This window comes from Bradyrhizobium daqingense (assembly GCF_021044685.1).
GTDB lineage: Bacteria > Pseudomonadota > Alphaproteobacteria > Rhizobiales > Xanthobacteraceae > Bradyrhizobium > Bradyrhizobium daqingense.
The window spans coordinates 4,314,887-4,332,901 of the sequence record NZ_CP088014.1 but is presented as its reverse complement, the minus strand read 5'-3'; the positions used below and the strand labels follow the sequence as shown (position 1 = coordinate 4,332,901).

General features: G+C 63.6%; 14 protein-coding genes and 1 pseudogene. 4 read left to right on the top strand and 11 right to left on the bottom strand.

The features are described from left to right. Window positions 1-10: 10 nt before the first annotated feature. From hydA to LPJ38_RS20295, 3 genes and pseudogenes are all read right to left on the bottom strand, one after another. Window positions 11-1,420 (bottom strand): dihydropyrimidinase, encoded by a 1,410-nt coding sequence (gene hydA, locus LPJ38_RS20305; protein ID WP_167520804.1) that lies wholly within the window; start codon window positions 1,418-1,420, stop codon window positions 11-13. Window positions 1,421-1,431: 11 nt separating this feature from the next. Next, window positions 1,432-2,163 carry a maleate cis-trans isomerase family protein gene (locus LPJ38_RS20300; protein ID WP_145642791.1) on the bottom strand — a complete coding sequence of 244 codons (732 nt, stop codon included), beginning with the start codon at window positions 2,161-2,163 and terminating at the stop codon, window positions 1,432-1,434. Between the two features lie 9 nt (window positions 2,164-2,172). Then, a pseudogene (locus tag LPJ38_RS20295) lies at window positions 2,173-2,415 on the bottom strand (ABC transporter ATP-binding protein); the annotation flags it as partial. A 2-nt stretch (window positions 2,416-2,417) separates the two neighbouring features. Between LPJ38_RS20295 and LPJ38_RS38315 the strand changes: the two are divergent. Continuing rightward, window positions 2,418-2,699, top strand: coding sequence for an FCD domain-containing protein (locus LPJ38_RS38315; protein ID WP_430640295.1), 282 nt, complete (start codon window positions 2,418-2,420; stop codon window positions 2,697-2,699). A 251-nt stretch (window positions 2,700-2,950) separates the two neighbouring features. After that, window positions 2,951-3,850, top strand: coding sequence for a LysR substrate-binding domain-containing protein (locus LPJ38_RS20285; RefSeq protein WP_145642789.1), 900 nt, complete (start codon window positions 2,951-2,953; stop codon window positions 3,848-3,850). A 9-nt stretch (window positions 3,851-3,859) separates the two neighbouring features. Here LPJ38_RS20285 and LPJ38_RS20280 read toward each other — a convergent pair whose 3' ends face one another. The 8 genes from LPJ38_RS20280 to LPJ38_RS20245 all read right to left on the bottom strand — a co-directional run bounded on the left by LPJ38_RS20280 (window position 3,860) and on the right by LPJ38_RS20245 (window position 13,387). Next, window positions 3,860-5,350: an amidase gene (locus LPJ38_RS20280; RefSeq protein ID WP_145642787.1), complete on the bottom strand. Its 1,491-nt coding sequence runs from the start codon at window positions 5,348-5,350 to the stop codon at window positions 3,860-3,862. A gap of 16 nt (window positions 5,351-5,366) precedes the next feature. Then, window positions 5,367-6,164 carry an FAD binding domain-containing protein gene (locus LPJ38_RS20275; protein WP_145642785.1) on the bottom strand — a complete coding sequence of 266 codons (798 nt, stop codon included), beginning with the start codon at window positions 6,162-6,164 and terminating at the stop codon, window positions 5,367-5,369. Between the two features lie 11 nt (window positions 6,165-6,175). Continuing rightward, complete coding sequence (locus LPJ38_RS20270) at window positions 6,176-8,563, bottom strand: xanthine dehydrogenase family protein molybdopterin-binding subunit (protein ID WP_145642783.1); 2,388 nt, start codon at window positions 8,561-8,563, stop codon at window positions 6,176-6,178. Window positions 8,564-8,565: 2 nt separating this feature from the next. Continuing rightward, window positions 8,566-9,051, bottom strand: a complete 486-nt coding sequence (locus LPJ38_RS20265) for a (2Fe-2S)-binding protein (RefSeq protein WP_145642782.1) — start codon at window positions 9,049-9,051, stop codon at window positions 8,566-8,568. A gap of 28 nt (window positions 9,052-9,079) precedes the next feature. Then, window positions 9,080-10,186, bottom strand: a complete 1,107-nt coding sequence (locus LPJ38_RS20260) for an ABC transporter ATP-binding protein (RefSeq protein WP_145642780.1) — start codon at window positions 10,184-10,186, stop codon at window positions 9,080-9,082. Next, window positions 10,183-11,079: an ABC transporter permease gene (locus tag LPJ38_RS20255; RefSeq protein ID WP_145642778.1), complete on the bottom strand. Its 897-nt coding sequence runs from the start codon at window positions 11,077-11,079 to the stop codon at window positions 10,183-10,185. The genes LPJ38_RS20260 and LPJ38_RS20255 overlap by 4 nt, the downstream gene beginning before the upstream one ends. Then, window positions 11,076-11,954 (bottom strand): ABC transporter permease, encoded by an 879-nt coding sequence (locus tag LPJ38_RS20250; RefSeq protein WP_145642776.1) that lies wholly within the window; start codon window positions 11,952-11,954, stop codon window positions 11,076-11,078. The genes LPJ38_RS20255 and LPJ38_RS20250 overlap by 4 nt, the downstream gene beginning before the upstream one ends. An 83-nt stretch (window positions 11,955-12,037) precedes the next feature. Further along, a complete protein-coding gene (locus LPJ38_RS20245; RefSeq protein WP_145642774.1) occupies window positions 12,038-13,387 on the bottom strand; it encodes an ABC transporter substrate-binding protein in 1,350 nt (449 codons plus the stop codon). Window positions 13,388-14,114: 727 nt separating this feature from the next. On the opposite strand from LPJ38_RS20245, the gene LPJ38_RS20240 reads away from it, so the two are divergent. Both LPJ38_RS20240 and LPJ38_RS20235 read left to right on the top strand, forming a co-directional pair. Then, window positions 14,115-15,383: an IS256 family transposase gene (locus LPJ38_RS20240; protein WP_035716818.1), complete on the top strand. Its 1,269-nt coding sequence runs from the start codon at window positions 14,115-14,117 to the stop codon at window positions 15,381-15,383. A 950-nt stretch (window positions 15,384-16,333) separates the two neighbouring features. Beyond that, on the top strand, window positions 16,334-17,986 hold the full coding sequence (locus tag LPJ38_RS20235) for an ABC transporter substrate-binding protein (protein ID WP_145639927.1): 1,653 nt from the start codon (window positions 16,334-16,336) through the stop codon (window positions 17,984-17,986). The last annotated feature ends 29 nt before the right edge of the window (window positions 17,987-18,015 follow it).

Sequence of the window (18,015 nt, the reverse complement as noted above, 5' to 3'; positions counted from 1 at the left end):
GCGCGCAAGATCAGATCAGGCTCGATTTGCCGCGGCTGAGAACTTCGCCGCCGCCCTTGTCGCCGACGATCCTGCCCTGCTCGTAGACGACGCGCCCGCGCGCGATGGTGGTAACGGGCCAGCCCGTGACATCAAAACCCTCCCACGGCGTATAGTCCGCACCGTGGTGCAGGTTGGCCTGCTGAATTGCCTTCCTTAGCTTCGGATCCCACAGCACGATGTCGGCATCGAAGCCGACGCCGATCGAGCCCTTGCGCGGATAGAGGCCGTAGATCCGCGCGTGGTTGGTCGCGGTCAGCTCGACGAACTTTTGCAGGCTGATCCGCCCCTTCGACACGCCCTCCGAAAACAGGATCGGCAGCCGCGTCTCGACGCCGGGAATGCCGTTCGGCACCCAGCGGAACGAGGTGCGGGAGTTCGGCGTCAGCTTGCCCTTGGGATCGTCGTAGCGGAATGGGCAGTGGTCGGACGAGAAGGTCTGGAACACGCCTGATGTGATGCCCTCCCAGATGGCCTGCTGGCTCGCGGCATCGCGCGGCGGTGGCGAACAGACGTACTTCGCGCCCGTGATGTCCATGTTCAGGCCCTTCATGTCGTCGGCCGTCAGCGTGATGTATTGCGGACATGTTTCCGCATGCACCGGCAATCCGCGCTGCTGGGCCCAACGCACCTGCTCCATCGCCTCGCGACCGGAGACATGCACGATCATGATGGGCACGCCGACAACTTCGGCATGGCTGATGGCGCGATGCGTTGCCTCGCGCTCCACGGCCTGGGGCCGTGAGACGCCGTGATAATAGGGCGCTATGTGGCCTTCGCGCTCCAGCTTGGTGGTGAGGAAGCGGATCGCGTCGTAGCCTTCGCAATGGACCATCACCAGCGCTTCTTCGCGGCGCGCCACCTCGAACACCTCGAGCAGCTGCTTGTCGCTGAGCACGAGGTCGTCATAAGTCATGAACACCTTGAACGAGGTGTAGCCGTCCTTGACCAGCGCCGGTAGCTCCTGCCCGAGCACGACCGCGGTCGGATCGGAAATGATGAGGTGGAACGCCGTGTCGATATAGCACTCGCCTTCGGCGAGCTTGCGGTAATTCTCGACGCAGGTTCGGAGCGACGTCCCCTTCTCCTGAAGCGCGAAGGGCAGCACCATGGTGTTGCCGCCGGCCGCCGCCGAGCGCGTCGCCGAAGCGAAATCATCGGCCATGACCACGTCGGGGCCGGAGGCCTGCGAGATGTGGACGTGGCTGTCGATGCCGCCCGGTAGCGCCAGCAGGCCCGTCGCGTCGATCTCGCGCGCCGCGCCTTCGATGCGATCGGCAATGCTGACGATGCGGCCGTCACGGATGCCGATATCGGCGCGGAACTCGTCGCTGGCCGTCACGATGGTGCCGCCGCGAATGGCGAGATCGAGCTGCGTCACAGGCGTCTCCGTTACTTGATGACCGCAGATGTCTGGAATATCCGGCCCCACTGCGCAAGAGCCCCGATGTCGCCGCCGCCGAGCTCAAGTGTCCGCCACAGCGTGACCGCAACCGAATCCAGCACCGCGATGTCCAATTCCCGTTCGAGCGAAGCCGCAAGCGCGGCACCTTCGAGATTGGTGCAGAGGATCACCACGGCATCGGCGTCCTCCACCGCAACGGCGCGGATCATACCGGCGATCGTCGCGGGCGTGACCTCGCCGAAGGAGAAATTGTCGCGCAGGCCGAGATGCCGCTCGGCGTGCGGGGCGATGCCCTCCTCCGCCCAGACATCGCCGATCCGCCGCTGCACATCATCCGTATAGGGCGAGACGAGACCAACGCGCTTGGCGCCGAGCGCGCGGGCGGCGTCGATGCAGGCGAGCGTCGAGGTCGTCGCGGGCACGCTCGTGCGCGCCGTAATCGCTTCGCAAAGGCTCCTGTCCCGGCCGATGCCGAGCCAGCTGGCCGAGGTTCCGTTCCAGGCGATGGCATCGACCTTGGCATCGGCAAGCAAATCAGCGGCCGGCAGCATCACCGAGGCGTCGAACTGGTTCAGGGCTGCAGCATCCAGCGCGATCTCGGTGACGCGGAAGCGCGAGAAGTGCGCGGTGACATCGGCTACGCCATGCAGCATGGCGCTGGTGACGGGCTCCAGCACGGAATTGGAGGACGGCGTGATCATGCCGAGACGCTTGCGCATGGCTCTACTCTACGATGCCTGTGCGAGCCGCGTCGACTCCTCCCGGATCAGGGACAGGATGTGGCGCTTTGCATCGTTGAATTCGGGACTAGTGATGTCCCGCGGACGTGGCAGGTCGAAATCAACAGCCTCGCGGATCCGGCCCGGCCGCTTCGTCATCACCACGACCTTGTTGCCGAGCACCAGCGCCTCGTCGACGCTGTGAGTGACGAACACGATGGTGCAGCGGCGCTTCTGCCAGATCGCGACCAGCCCTGCACGGTGGTGGTCTGCTGCCAGCGCAGCGTGCGCGCCACGAGGCGCACGAGACGCTGATCTCCCGCGCCGAACGCGCGCGTTACCTGGCGCTCGGCGCCGACCGGCGCTGGAGCAATTCGGTCGACGAGCACGCCGGCATCCTCGCCGCCCTCGAAGCGCGCGACAGCGAGGCCGCGGGACGCCTGCTCGACATCGAGGCCAACGATTTCGTCTGCCTGCTCGGCCCGTCCGGCTGGACCTGCGGTCAGATACTTCGCCAAAACCTCTGCTCACGTTAGCTGGCATCTAAGCGATTGGAACATTTGAACTCTCCGTCCCAGCCCATCATGCGGAAGTTAGAGCCAGCTCCAGAGAAGAATATCCAGATCAAATCAAGGGGGTGATCCGATTTGCACCAGAAACGCCTTTTTCCAGAGGTCTCGTTGAGGCCCGGGCTCGTCAAGCAAGAGAAATGATCCAGATGCGCGATGCGTTGCGCGCCAGGCGCTAGCATGGAAATTGCATAAATTCTCGGCGAAACGGGCGCCTCATGAACCTTATCAGTCTCGACATCCGCATGCTTCGGTCGTTGATCTCGGTCGTCGAGACCGGCAGCATCACCGAGACGGCACGCCGGCTGGGCCGCACCCAGCCGGCAATCACCCTGCAGCTACAGCGTCTGGAGGAACTGACCGCCAAGCAGCTCTTCCTGCACGGGGGACGTCGGCTGACGTTGACCGAGGATGGCTCCATGGTTCTGACCTACGCCAAATCCATCCTGCGGTTGCATGACGAATTGATCTCGCAACTCGCGTCGCAGGAGATCGAGGGCCAGGTCGTGCTTGGCACGCCTGACCTCTATGCAGCGTTCATGCTGCCGTCGATTCTGAGCGTCTTCAGGAAGTCCTTTCCGCGCATCCAGGTCGAGCTCAACTGTGCGTTGTCCACTCCTCTGGTTGGCCTGGTAAAGCGCGGCGATGTCGACATCGCCCTTGTCACCCGCATGAACGATTTCACCGGTGGACAGGTGGTGCGGCGCGAACAGCTCGTCTGGATGACCGGCGAGCAATCTGCCGCGCATCAGGAGAGGCCCATCCCGCTCGCCCTGCTACCGCCGGGCAACATCTATCGCGACTATGCGATCGATACTTTGGAGCGCGCGAACCTGCGCTGGCGCATTGCCTGCGTCAGCGAAAGCGTGGGTGGATTGCAGGCTGCCGCCTTTGCCGGTATGGCCGTGACCGTGCTCGGCCGTAGCGCGCTGGTACCGGCGATGCGAGAAATCGGCCTTAACGAAGGCCTGCCGCCGCTGCCGAAGGTCGAACTGCTGCTCTACAAGTCCAGCGGCGCGACCTCGAAGGCGGCCACAGCGCTGCACGACTATCTCGCGCACTATTTGCGCCTCGACGAAGAGCTCAGTGGACGTGGTGTTCCGATCGAGCTTTCTTAAGCGCGCAGCTTACGTTTGCGCGCGCGCGCGTCCCTCCTCCCGAAGTGCCAGCGGCGGCCAGAACCTTGACCAGGGTTGGGCCTGCTCGAAGGCGGCAGCGATGCGGAAGAGCGTAGGTTCGTCGAGCCAGGGCGCAACGACCTGAAGGCCGATCGGCATTCCATCGCGGTCGAAGCCGCAGGGAAGCGTCGCCGCCGGAAGACCGGCGAGATTGATCGGCCAGGTGAATGGCGACCAGCCCAGATGCGGATCGACCTTGCTGCCGTCGATCGTGCCGACGCCGATCCGGCCGGCCTCGAACGCGGTCACCGCGACCGTCGGTGTCACCAGCGCATCGACGCGTTCGAACAGCTTTACGAAAGCGCCGCGCGCCTGGCCGCGGCGGTAGCCGGCTTCGATATAATCCGTGCCGCTATAGTGCCGTCCGGCTGTGACGACGTCACGGTAGTCGGCCTCTGAGCTTGCGAGATCGGCCGTGGACTTGGTCGCCACTGCCGCCGCCTGTTCGGTGAAGGCAATCGGCTTTAGCGTATGCTCCAGAATGCCGGGATCGAGGCCCGGCCCATCCATGGTGACCTGCGCGCCACAGGCGTCGAGAATGGCGAGCGCCTTGCCGAACGCCGCACGCACGTCGGGACTGACAGCGGCGTAGCCGAGATCGACGCTGGCGCCGATGCGGATGCCGTTGAGTGATGCAACGTTGGTATCGAAGCGACGGGCGGACACAGGCAGGCTCGCGGGATCGCGCAGATCGTAACCGGCGATGATCTCCAGCGTCAGCGCCGCATCCGCGACCGTACGCGTGATCGGACCGGTGTGTGCAAGCGAGGCCCAGGATGGCGGCGAGAAGCCAGGCGAGCGCGGCACGAGACCGAACGTCGGCTTGAGCCCGAACACACCGCAGAAGGACGAGGGGACACGGATCGAGCCGACGCCGTCGGTACCGATTGCGATCGGGCCGCAGCCAGCCGCCACGCCTGCCGCCGCGCCGCCGCTCGATCCACCGCTGGTGCGGCCGGGATTCCAGGGGTTTCGCGTCGTGCCAGTGACCGGGCTGTCGGCCGTCAGCTTGTAGCCGGACTCGCAGGTCGTGGTCTTGCAGGTGATGATCGCGCCGGAGGCCTTCAGCGCAGAGACGACAGCGGCATCGGCCTCAGGCACAAAGCTCTTGTTCATGGGCGAGCCGCCATAGGCCGGCACGCCCGCGACGAAGACGAGATCCTTGATCGTGACAGGCACGCCGGCGAGCGGTCCCTTGGCCTCGCCTGCGCGCATCTGCTTGGTGAGACGATCGGCCACCGCCCTTGCCTGATCATACATCGGCGTCACCACCGCGTTGTAGGCCTCGTTGGTCGCCTCCAGCGCGGCAATGGTGTCATCGACCACATCGCGCGGCGTGAACGCCTTGCGCCGGTAGCCCGCCATGATCTCGGTTGCAGAAAGCGCGCCAAGGCCAGTCGGCGCCGGCGGGAAGGCCGTTCGGCCGGAACTATCAGTCATCATCAACCCTGAAGAGCTAGCTGAGCGCCGCGTCAACGGCGCGCTTGGCCATGACCGTGACGAGATGCGCACGGTAGTCGGCTTCGGCATGGATATCGGAGGTGAGACCGTCGGTGTCGATCTTGATCGCTGCGACCGCTGACGGATCGAAATTCTGCGACAGCGCCGCCTCCATCGGCGGCACGCGGAACACGCCCGGGCCCGCACCCGTCACGACGACGCGGACGCCATCGGCGAATTTCGCAACGAACACGCCGACCAGTGCATAGCGCGACGCCGGCGCCTTGAATTTTGCGTAGCCTGCCTTGAGCGGTACGGGAAAGCGGATCGCCGTGATGATCTCGCCGGGCTCAAGCGCGGTCTCGAACAGGCCGAGGAAGAACTTGTCGGCCGCGATCTCGCGCATGCTGGTGACGATGGTGGCACCGAGACCGAGCACACCGGCGGGATAGTCCGCCGCCGGATCGTTGTTGGCGACGGAGCCACCGATGGTACCGCGGCTGCGCACCGCGGGATCGCCGATCATGGACGCGAGCGCCGCCAGCCCGGGGGTTTTCGTCTGCACCAACTTCGAGGCCGCCACCACAGCATGCGGCGTCATCGCACCAATGGTGATCGTAGCGCCATCGTCGGTGATTCCCTTGAGGCTTCCAAGCTTCGACAGATCGACCAGCGCGACGGGGCTCGCCAGCCGCTGCTTCAGCGTCGGGATCAGCGTCATGCCGCCAGCGACGAGCTTGCTGTCCTCGATCGATGTCAGCAGCCTGGCCGCATCGGGAATCTGGTCAGGCTGATGATAAGAAAACGATTTCATTGATATCCTCCCTATTCCGCGGCGACCGGCAGCGACGCGTTTTGCAGCAGGCGCCAGATCCGGTTCGGCGTCGCCGGCATGTCGACATGGGTAACGCCGAGATGCGACAGCGCATCGACCACCGCATTGATGACCGCAGCCGGCGAGCCGATTGTGCCGACCTCGCCGCAGCCCTTCACGCCCATCGGCGTGTGTGTGCAGAGCGTCGAGTGGGTCGCGACCTTCATCATCGGCAGATGATCGGCGCGCGGCATGCAGTAGTCCATCAGCGAGCCCGACAGAAGCTGGCCCGAGCCCTCGTCATAGACCGCGTTCTCGAACAGCGCCTGACCGACGCCCTGCACGATGCCGCCGTGCAGTTGGCCCTCCACGATCATCGGGTTGATGACCGTGCCGACGTCGTCGACCGCGGTGTAATTGACCAGCGTCACCGTGCCAGTCTCGGGATCGACCTCGACCTCGGCGATGTGACAGCCTCCGGGATAGGTGAAGTTGACGGGATCATAATAGGCCTGCTCCTCCAGCCCCGGCTCCAGCACCTCGAGCGGATAATCGTGCGGCACGTAGGCCGCGCCGGCGATCTCCTCGAAGCTCTTGGCGCGGTCCGTGCCCGCGACTGAGAATTTTCCGCTTTCGAACTGGATATCGACCTCCGCGGCCTCGAGCAGATGCGCAGCGATCTTCTTGCCCTTGGCGATGACCTTGTCGGTCGCCTTCGACAGCGCCGCGCCGCCGACCACGAGGGAACGCGAGCCATAGGTGCCCATGCCGAACTGCACCCGGTCGGTATCGCCGAACACGATGTCGACATTCTCGAAGGCGACGCCGAGCTTGTCAGAGACGATCTGTGCGAACGTCGTCTCGTGGCCCTGGCCGTGGTTGTGGGTGCCGATCATGACCGTCACCTGGCCAGTCGGATGCACGCGCACCGTAGCGCTCTCGTAGAGACCACCGCGTGCGCCCAGCCGCCCGGCGAAACGCGACGGCGCAAGGCCACAGGCCTCGACATAGGTGGAGTAGCCGAGCCCGCGGAACTTTCCTTTGCTGGCAGATGCCGCCTTGCGCACGCCGAAATTCTTGACGTCGGCGGCAGCCAGCGCGCCGTCGAGACACCCCATGGGGTCGCCGGAGTCGTACTGCACCAGCACCGGCGTCTGATACGGATAGGCTTCCTTCGGGATCATGTTGCGGCGGCGGAGCTCGACACGGTCGATGCCCATCTCGGCGGCGGCCACGTCGACGATGCGCTCCAGCACGAAGGTCGCCTCGGGCCGGCCCGCGCCACGATAGGCATCGACGGGCACGGTGTTGGTGAACACCACCTTCACGTTGCAATAGATCGCCGGCGTGGTGTAGACGCCGCCCAGCAGCGGGCCATAGAGATTGGTCGGGATGTTCGGCCCGAAGGTCGAGAGATAGCCGCCCATATTGGCCAGCGTGTTGACGCGGAAGGCCAGGAATTTCCCGGTCTCGTCGAGCGCAAGCTCGGCCTCCGTGACGTGGTCGCGGCCGTGGCGATCGGAGACGTAGCCTTCCGAGCGGCTCGCCACCCATTTCACCGGCCGCCTCACGCGCTTGGCGGCCCAGGTGATCACGGCCTCCTCGCCATAGTGGAACTGCTTGACGCCGAAGCCACCGCCGACGTCGGGCGCGACCACGCGCAGCTTGTGCTGCGGGATGTTCAGCACCAGTGCCCCCATCAGGAAGCGCACGACGTGCGGGAACTGGCTGGTGGTCCACAGCGTGGTGCGATCGGTGCCGGGCTCGTATTCGGCGATCGCCGCGCGCGGCTCCATCGGGTTGCCGATCAGGCGGTTATTGACGAGGCTCAGCTTGGCGACATGCGCGGCTTTCTTGAACGCGTTCTCGACCGCGGCCTTGTCACCGAGCTCCCAGTCGCAGCAGATGTTGTTCGGCACGTCGTCGAAAAGCTGGGGCGCATCTGGCCTGACCGCTTCGAGCACGCCGACCACCGACGGCAGCACCTCGTAGTCGACCTTCAGCAACTCGGCCGCCACATTGGCCTGCTCCACGGTCTCCGCCACGACGAACGCGACCAGGTCGCCGACGAAGCGTACCTTGTCCTGCGCCAGCATCGGAAACGGCGGCTCCTTCATCGGCACGCCCTTGGCGTCCGTGATGCCCCAACCGCATGGGAGCGAGCCCAGTCCGTCGTCGGCGACGTCGTCGCCGGTCAGGACCGCGATGACGCCGGGCGCCGCCAGTGCCGCGCTCTTGTCGATGCCACGCAGGACCGCATGTCCGTGGGGCGAGCGCACGAACACGCCCGCGGCCATGCCGGGACGCTTGATGTCGGAGACGTAGTTGCCGCGGCCGGTGAGGAAGCGCTGGTCCTCTTTGCGCTTCGGTGCGGCGCCGATCCCGATCACATTGCCCATGATCACTCTCCCTTCGCGGCATTCATGGCGGCAGCTCCTGCCATCACCGAGACGACGATGTTCTGGTAGCCGGTGCAGCGGCAGATGTTGCCTTCGAGGCCGTGACGGACATCAGCTTCCGTCAGATCGGGCTTCTCCGTCGCAAGGGCAACGGCCGTCATCAGCATGCCGGGGGTGCAGAAGCCACACTGCAGGCCGTGATGCTCGCGGAACGCCTCCTGCATCGGGTGCATCCGGTTCGAGCCTGGTGCCCCCTGCAAACCTTCGATGGTCAGCAGCGTCGCGCCGTCGAGTGCGGGCGCCAGCAGCGTACAGCTCTTCACGGGAAGACCGTCGAGATGGACCACGCAAGCGCCGCACTGGCTGGTGTCGCAGCCGATATGGGTGCCTGTCAGGTTGAGTTGCTCGCGCAGCAGCTCGGCGACGAGCGTCGCAGGCTCGACCTCCACCGTGGTTGGGCGTCCGTTGAGTGTGAAGGATATTTGCACGATCAAGCTCCCTGTGCGCGACGGGCCTCTAGGCAAGTGGAAGTGCGCTGCCGCTGGCCCATGTGGCCATCACGACATCGCCGACGGTGAAGGGATCTGCGAAGAAGGTCTTTTCCGGCACGTAGGCGACGAACTCGTCGTCCGGTACGGTGTCGAGCATGACCTTGACGAAATAGCCCTGGTATTCGATTGCGAGCACCCGGCTCGGGAGCGACGTGGTGCAGCCCGGCGGCAGCTCCCTGCCCGGCCGGACCAGTGCGACATCGTCGCGGCGCACCGCAATATCGACCTTGTCGCCGACGCTGACGGTCGAGCGCGCCTGAAGCGGCACCTCGATCCCCGATGGGGCGGCCTGCGCGAGCGTAAAGCTCGCACCGTTGACCTTCTCGACCCGTCCCGACAGCACGTTCTGACCGCCCATGAATTCGGCGACATAGCGGTCGTGGGGATGGGCATAAACCTCGCGTGCTGCCCCCGCCTGCTTGATCTTGCCCTGCTCCATCACGACCACGAGGTCGGCGAGCGCGATCGCCTCGAGCTGGGTGTGGGTGACGTGGATGAAGGTGATGCCGAGGTCCTGCTGCATCCGCCGCAGCTCCTGGCGCATCTGCACCCGGAGTTGCTCGTCCAACGCCGAGAGCGGTTCATCCAGCAAAAGCACGCGCGGCTCGGTGATTGCGGCACGCGCCAGCGCCACGCGCTGCTGCTGGCCGCCGGAGAGCTGGGCCGGCAGGCGGTCGGCGAACTGCGTCAACCGTACTTTCTCAATCATGGCGTCGGCCGCGCGCAGGCGATCAGGCTTGGACTGGCCCCGCACGCGGAGCGCGACGGCGATGTTCTCACGCACCGTCAGATGCGGGAACAGCGCATAGGACTGGAACATCATCGCGGTGCGCCGCTGCACCGGCGCGAGCCCGACGACGTTCTGGCCGCCGATCACGATCTCGCCCGCAGTCGGGTCCTCATGGCCGGCGATCATGCGCAAGATCGTGGTCTTGCCGCAGCCGGACGGGCCAATGAAGCAGCAATAGGCGCCGTCGGCGATCTTCAGATTGACGCCGTCGACCACATTGGTGACCCCGTCGAAACTTTTGCAGACACCCGCCAGTTCAATATCGCCGCGATCGCTCTTCATGCGTGTCCCTTTGCACGGCTGCCGCGCTTCTTCTGGATCAGCACGATGGTGCCGAGGCTGGCACCGATGACGACGAAGGAGACGATGGTGGTCACGGTGCCGAGCGCGTAGAGCGATGGCGAGGTGACGTTCAACGTCATGCTCCAGATTTCCAGCGGCAACGTATTGAGCGAGCCCGCCGTCTGCAGGCTGCGTGCGAATTCGTCATAGGACAGCGTGAAGCCGAACAGCGCGACCGCGACGAGGCCGGGCGCCAGTACCGGGATCATCACCAGCCGGATCGACTGCCAACGGCTGGCGCCGAGATCGTAGGCTGCCTCCTCCCAGACGTGGTTGAAGCGCGACATCACGGCGAACATCACGAGCACGCCGAACGGCAGCGTCCAGGATAGCTGGGCGCCGAGCGCGGAGGTGTACCAGCTCGCGTTCAGCCCGAGCGCCTGGAAGAGAAGCCCGATGCCGAGGCCGAGCACGAGGCCGGGCGCGACCAGGCTGCCGATCATCATGTAGAAGACAAACGTATCGCCGCGGAAACGCTTGCGGAAGCCGAGGCCGGCCAAGAATGAGACCACCACCGTGACGATGGTGACGATCACCGCGAGCTTGATCGAGCGGTCGAACGAGCCCTTGACGTCGCCGGTGCGTACCTGGGTGAAGAGATCGACGAACCAGTGCAGCGAATGCCCCTTCATCGGGAACACGAGACCGCCGCGGATGTCCTGGAACGAGAGGATGTAGATGCAGAACATCGGCCCGTAGAGGGCGATGACGTAGAACGCGAACAGCGACGCCAGCACGTAGAACGTCCAGGGCCGACCGCCCTTGCTTGGCGCGATCGCCTTGGTGGTCGCAGGCGCGACGCTTTCGGGCATCTCGGCAAGAACCGCGCTCATCGCGTGATCTCCTGCCGGATGTCCACAGTACGCAGGATCAGCGAGACGATCGCGACCAGCACCAAGGTCAGCAGCACCGCGCTCGCCGCTGCGGTCGGATATTGCAACACGCCGACGTCCTCGTAGAACGCACTGACCACCGAGGCCGAGCCGCCGCCGGACATCACCTTCACCACGAAGAAGTCGCCCATCACGATCGAGACCACGAAGATGGTGCCGAGCGCAATGCCGCTCTTGGACATCGGCACCACGATCAGGCGCATGATGTCGAATCGGCTGGCACCGGCGTCGATCGCGGCTTCGATCAGCTTCTTGTCGATCCGCGCCATCGAATTGAAGATCGGCACGATCATGAAGATCGTGAGCTGGTGCACATAGGCGATGACGACCGCAAGATCGGAGAACAGCAGCACTTCGAGCGGCTGGCGGGTCACACCCATTGCGAGCAGCGCCTGGTTGATCAGTCCCTCCTTGCCGAGCAACGGGATCCACGAAATCATCCGGATGATGTTCGAGGTCCAGAACGGCACCGTGCAGAGCAGGAACAGGCCGATCGCGAGCAGCTGGTTGCGGACGTGGAAGACGAGGAAATAGGCGACGAAGAAGCCAATGATCAGCGTGAAGATCCAGGTCAGCACCGTGAACTTGATCGTGGCCAGATACAGCTTCAGCGTCAGCGCCGAATGCAGCACCTCGACATAGCTCGCCAGCGTGAAGCCCGGCGTCAGGCCGCCGAAACCGTCGGTGGCGAAGAAGCTTGCAGCGAGCACGACCAAGATCGGCGCCACGAAGAAGGGCACCAGCACCAGGACCAGCGGCGAGACATAGAGCCAGCCGGCGAGATTTACGCGTGGCGGAGTTTGACTAGACTGCATAGCGGCAAACGCCTCGAAGTCGGTCTTCTCGCACCGGCGCGCGGCGGCGCCGGTACATCGTTTCAGATCAGGGGAAGCAGGTTTCAGGCCACCTTGAAGTCGTTCCAGCGCTTGTTCATGTAGGCGGCTTCGTCCATCAGCGTGTTCCAGCACGAGATGTTCTTGACGCGGTCGAGGAACGAGCCGCCGTCACGCTTGGTGCCGGCCTTCTCCATCGGCACGCCATAGGGATCATTGACCACTTCGGGCGCGGGCTGGCCCTCGTACCAGAACGCCCATTCGGCCGGTGTGAGGAATTTCTTCGCGGTCGACGGCACGGGGCTGTAATAGCCGTAGCGCGCGACGAAGCCGCCCTGCCAACCCGAGAGATACCAGTTGAGATATTCGTAGGCGGCATCGAGCTTCTTGCCGGAGAGATGCTTCATCAGGCCCATGCCGTTGCACCAGCCGCGATAGCCTTCCTTGCCGTTCTTGACGTTGACGGGCGCGTAGACGCAGGGAATTTCCTTGACGCGGACTGCGGCGACCGCCGGCGACCACATCGACTGGATCACCACCTCGCCCGCCGCCATCAGCTGCACCGACTGGTCGAAGGTGGTCCAGGTCGCGCGGAACTGGCCCTGCTTCTTCAGCTCGATCAGCTTGTTGCAGGTGAAGTCGATCTCCTCCTTGGTCATGTTGCCCTTGTTGCCGTACTTGATCAGCCCGGCGCTCTCGAAGCAGAGCGCGGCGTCCATGATGCCGATAGCGGGGACATCGAGGATGGCGGCCTTGCCCTTGAACTTGGGATCGATCAGGTCTTTCCACTCGGTCACTTCATGACCGACGAGATCGGGGCGATAGCCGATGGAGTCGGCGTTGTAGACCTGCGGCAGGAAGGTCGCCCATTCGGTGACACCGTCATTGAGCTCGGTCGCATCGGGCTTGGCGATATACATGGCCTCATAGGGCGAGATGCCCTGGCGCGGAATCTTGTGGCCGTCGATCTCACCCTTGGTGAAGATCGGCAGGATGTTGTCGAACTCCTTGACCTTCTTGACCTCGATGCCCTGGATCACGCCGCGCTTGGCGGCGAGCTTGGCCTGCCAACCCTCGAGATCGGCAATGTCGACCGTATTAGGCTGGCTTATGAAGCGGTTGATGGCGGCGGAGGTGTCGAGGTTCTGCCTCGTCACCTTGAAGCCGAGATCCTTGGCGGCCTGATCGCCGATCGCCTTCACCACCGAATAGGAGACGCCGACATGGCGCAGCTCGATGTCCTTGATCTCCTGCGCCCAGATGGTCGGGAAGCCGCGGATCGCGTCGGAGCCTGCGGCTGCGCCGGCAACTGCTGCGGCACCCTTCAACAGCGTGCGGCGGCTCAGCTTTTTGGCTTCCCCCGGCTTCGGGCCGGCGTGGCCGGCAGCAGCATTTCCCTTATCCCTGTCAAGCATGGCAACCCTCGTTGGTTACAATGAGCGACCGCAACGACCTTCAGCGATCCCTGCGGATGTGATCACTTGTGCTTGAGGCTATGGGCAGGATTCTGCGAAGTAAAATTGGAAGTAAAAATTCGCGACATAAGCGCGACTAATGGTCTGCTTGAATGCATCTTGCTTCGGCACAGCGCATAAGACGGCGGCAGTGCCGTGCGTGCCAGCGCTCCAAAAGCAATCCGTCGCAGCGATACTGGGATCGGAGGCGAAGATCTGGACTTTCGGATTCTTAGTGCACGTACTCGTGCCGCGAGAGCCCACGCGTACGCAACTCCCGCGTACGCCACATTAGCCGATCCCGCTTTCACGAACGCGCAGAAACAGACCAGCGATACCAGCCCGAGATCCGGTGATCGGCGTGTCAGCGTCGAGGTCGTACAGCGGAACGATAATTGCCGTTAGATCAACGGAGGAAGCGGTGTCACTGGCGTAGCGGTCATCCGCTTTCAGGTCGATCAGACTCCGAAGGCTTATGCCCATCGTCGGAGCTGCGAACCATCCGTCGACCTGCGGCGGCCCTCGCCTTAAGAGGCCTGCCCGCGTTAGCTTTCGTGAGACTGTTCTTGATCTCCCGGTGCACACGTCGTGCAGAGCTATGCGGGAAACTGGGTGATGACGGAATGAGATAGGCGGCGTATCGAGGCGGGTGTCGAGCCTGCCAGAACCTCAAGGAGAGCGATACGCCATGAACGAGCATAGCAACATTGTCCCACTGCGTCAGCCCGATGAGATCGACGATCCACTGACGAATATTTTGCGATCTGGTGCTCGGCAGCTGCTTGCGCAGGCTGTCGAGATGGAAGCCGAGGCGTTTCTCGCCGCGATGAAGGGCTTGAAGCTTCCCGATGGCCGCGACCGCCTCGTGCGGCACGGCCATGGTCCAGTGCGGACGATCCAGACGGGGATCGGCGCCGTCGAAGTCGCCCGGGTAAAGATTCGCGATCGCGCGGTGACCAGCGATGGCGAGCGGATCCGCTTCACCTCGGCGATCCTGCCGTTGTGGGCACGGCGCACGAAGAGCTTGGATGCACTTTTGCCGGTTCTGTACCTGCGAGGCATCTCGACGGGCGACTTCCAGGAGGCGCTGGCGGCGCTCCTGGGCAAGGATGCGCCGAATCTTTCTCCGGCGGTGGTTTCCAGACTGACGACGGAGTGGCAGCTCGAGTACGAGCGTTGGCAGAAGCGCGATCTGTCGGCGCGCCGGTACGTATACGTGTGGGCGGACGGCGTCTTCCTGCAGGCTCGCATGGAAGACCACAGCGAATGCATGCTGGTGCTGATCGGCGCGACGCCGGAAGGCAAGAAGGAACTCATCGGCTTCCAGGTCGGCGTGCGCGAGAGCACGCAGAGCTGGCACGAACTGCTCGTCGAGGCGAAAACCCGTGGGCTGAAGATCGCCCCGGAAATCGCCGTCGGTGACGGCGCGCTCGGCTTCTGGAAGGCGCTCGACGAGGTCTTTCCCGCCACGCGACATCAGCGGTGCTGGGTGCACAAAACCGCGAATATCTTGAACAAAGTCGCAGTGTCGGTACAGGCCAGCATGAAGAAGGATCTGCGCGAGGTCTATTTGGCGTCCAACCGAGCTTCGGCCGAAGTGGCGATCGATGTCTTTGCCGAGAAATACGGAGCGAAGTACGACAAGGCGGTCGAGTGCCTGACGAAAGATCGCGACGCAATGCTTGCGTTCTACGAATTCCCCGCCGAGCATTGGGACCACTTGCGGACGACGAATCCCATCGAAAGCGTGTTCGCGACGGTCCGGCACAGAACGGTGCGCACGAAAGGTTCGTTATCGTCAACGACTGCCAAGTTGATGGTGTTCAAGCTGCTCTGCGCCGCATCAAAGACCTGGCGGCGGCTGAAAGGCACAAATCAGTTGCCGAAGGTCATCGCAGGTGTCAGATTCGAAAACGGCATCGAGGTCATCCAAGTGCCGGAAAACCACGCCGCCTGATCGCCTCGTCACCCAAAATCCCGCATAGCTCCGTCGTGCACACGGCACCGTTCAACCCACTGAAAACCTTGAACTCTCGCTCCAATCCATCATGGGCGCCACGGAAAGCGATAGTCTCGATATTTCAACTGGTTACAACATCCGCTTAGTAGTCGCCCGGTTATACTACTTCCGCGAAAATAGTATAGCCACCGTTGATCGCCATTCTGCCTATGGCCAGCGGTACTGGTGTCGCGTTCTCCCCAGCCACTCGAGAAAATGAGACGCCTCTGCCGGGTCATTCGCTGCGCATTGGCGCGATTATGGTGGAACCACAACCCAAAGGGCAGTGTCGATCTGCACCGGACGGATTTCGACACCCCCAACGAGGAACTATCCGCTCACGCCGACGTCCGCTCGCAGATAGACAATCGTCTCTGGTGATGCTCCGAACGACGTCTCACATGCGTCAGGTCATCCAGCACCTCGGCGGACCATTCGTTCCGAACACGTGGACCCGCTAAACGTCGGTGTCGCGCGAACCGTCGCGAGCGCGCCTTTGACCCGCAAGCAAAGTCGACGGCGAGAACGGCAGATTCGAGCGGAGGCCCCATCTCGCATGGGCTGAGGCGCGCGCAGCTTACCGCAGCGGCTTCAACCAAGTTTGTGAAAGCATCGAGCTCCGCTCCAGTGCGACCGCCCCTGGCACGCGTCTCAAAACTGACATGCGACCAAGTGCGACAATCGATACGTATTTGGTCACAAGACAACCGCAGCCGAGTGCGTTTGCACTGACGACAAAATAGCTGTCACTCACATGGCTCCGATCCCGAAGCATTTGTTGTCCATCTCCAGCGAAATTTGGAATGGCCAGATCCGTTCGTTTCGCTTCTCCTACGCAGAAACGCCGGTCGTGCCGAAGCATCTCCATGAATGCCGCGATCGACGCCACCAATCATCAGGGGCCTTCCATGATCGCGCGCTTCTCTTCGCTCTCGCTCTCCCGGCGTCGCCTGCTGGCCGCGACCTCCGTAGTGACTGCGGTCGCCCTAACAGCAATGGCGGGACTGTCTCCGGCACGGAGCGCCGGCGCTCCACCAACAGGCGGCGACATCACCTTCCTGATCGACTCGCTCGGCAGCACGTGGATCCCGAACAACAGTGCGATCTCCAGCTTCCAGGGCCACGTCTGGGGCCATGTGACCGACAAGCTCGTCTATGTCGATGCTGACGGCAAGGTCAGTCCCTGGATCGCCGAGAGCTGGGAGCAGAACGGCGACGCCACGCAGTTCACCCTGCACCTCAAGAAGGGCGTGACCTTCTCCGACAGCACTCCGCTTGACGCAGCGGCTGTCGTCGCCAATCTCGACATCTGGTATGCCGGTCGCAAAAGCGATGGCATCAACCCGATTGGGCTGTTTCCGAAGACTTACGAGCGCGCCGAGGCGGTCGACGCGGCCACGGTGAAAGTCTTCTTCAAGGCACCGACGCTCGGGTTCATCCCGACGCTCGGCTACCATGGCTCGATCCTGATCTCCCCGAAAACCATCGCGCAACCTGCGGCCCAGCAGGCCGACCTCTCCAAGACATCCGGCAGCGGGCCGTATGTGGTCGCCTCCTGGAAGGAGGGCGATTTCGTCAAGCTGGTCAAGCGCAAGGACTACAATTGGGGTCCCGCCGCCGTCGGCCACACCGGCCCGGCCTATCTCAATTCGATCACCTACAAGCTTGTATCGGAGCCGTCGCTCCGGGTCGCGGCCGTCCAGTCGGGACAGGCCGATGTCGCCTACAGCCCCTCACCGCAGGAATTGAAGTCTCTCAAGGAGGCCGGGTTCACGATCGCGACGCCGCGCTATCTCGGCTTTGTCAACGGCCTCGCGATCAACACCAAGCTGGAGCCGTACAATGACGTGAAGGTGCGACAGGCGCTCCAGGCCGGCATCGACCGGAAGGAGATCATCGACACCGTCTATACGCCTGACTGGAAGCTGGCGACGTCCTTCATCCAGAGCAACGTGCCCGGTGCGACCGACCACAGCGACCTCCTGGCCTATGACCCCGGCAAGGCCGAGAAGCTTCTCGACGAAGCCGGCTGGATCAAGGGGGCCAATGGCATCCGCACCAAGGAGGGCAAGCAGCTGTCGCTCACACTTCACTCCAATCCCTACCTCGCGACGGCGAAGTCGGTCGACGAGCTCATCGCCCAGCAACTCGGCAAGATCGGATGGAAGGTCACCATCCGGGCCTACGACGTCGTGACGTTCGGCGAGAAGGTCCGGTTCGGCGGACCAGCTGTGCCGGCCTACGAGGTGACGCGCAGCTTCATCGACGCCGGCACGGTCGCCAGCATCCTCACCGATGCCAACAATGGTGAGAACTGGTTCAATCTCGGCGACAGCGACAAGAAGCTCAACGAGCTTCGCGACAAGATTGCCGGCGCGGCCTCTCTCGACATTCGCAATCCGCTGCTCGACGAGTTGCAGACCTACGTTCTCGAGCAAGGCTACTTCATCCCGCGCACGCAGATCGTCCAGCGCATCTACGTGCAGTCTCCGAAGCTCAAGGGAGAGGTCTACAACGGCATCGCCTACGCCAGCTATTACACCGCGACGATCGGCGAATAGGGCGCGGTGCAACCGAGCAATGTGAGGCA

What these genes read in the sequence shown, in the direction of transcription:
- LPJ38_RS20300 (WP_145642791.1), bottom strand. Translation starts at nt 2,163, where the DNA reads ATGCGCAAGCGTCTCGGCATGATCACGCCGTCCTCCAATTCCGTGCTG.
- LPJ38_RS20285 (WP_145642789.1), top strand. Translation starts at nt 2,951, where the DNA reads ATGAACCTTATCAGTCTCGACATCCGCATGCTTCGGTCGTTGATCTCG.
- LPJ38_RS20280 (WP_145642787.1), bottom strand. Translation starts at nt 5,350, where the DNA reads ATGACTGATAGTTCCGGCCGAACGGCCTTCCCGCCGGCGCCGACTGGC.
- LPJ38_RS20275 (WP_145642785.1), bottom strand. Translation starts at nt 6,164, where the DNA reads ATGAAATCGTTTTCTTATCATCAGCCTGACCAGATTCCCGATGCGGCC.
- LPJ38_RS20270 (WP_145642783.1), bottom strand. Translation starts at nt 8,563, where the DNA reads ATGGGCAATGTGATCGGGATCGGCGCCGCACCGAAGCGCAAAGAGGAC.
- LPJ38_RS20260 (WP_145642780.1), bottom strand. Translation starts at nt 10,186, where the DNA reads ATGAAGAGCGATCGCGGCGATATTGAACTGGCGGGTGTCTGCAAAAGT.
- LPJ38_RS20255 (WP_145642778.1), bottom strand. Translation starts at nt 11,079, where the DNA reads ATGAGCGCGGTTCTTGCCGAGATGCCCGAAAGCGTCGCGCCTGCGACC.
- LPJ38_RS20250 (WP_145642776.1), bottom strand. Translation starts at nt 11,954, where the DNA reads ATGCAGTCTAGTCAAACTCCGCCACGCGTAAATCTCGCCGGCTGGCTC.
- LPJ38_RS20245 (WP_145642774.1), bottom strand. Translation starts at nt 13,387, where the DNA reads ATGCTTGACAGGGATAAGGGAAATGCTGCTGCCGGCCACGCCGGCCCG.
- LPJ38_RS20240 (WP_035716818.1), top strand. Translation starts at nt 14,115, where the DNA reads ATGAACGAGCATAGCAACATTGTCCCACTGCGTCAGCCCGATGAGATC.
- LPJ38_RS20235 (WP_145639927.1), top strand. Translation starts at nt 16,334, where the DNA reads ATGATCGCGCGCTTCTCTTCGCTCTCGCTCTCCCGGCGTCGCCTGCTG.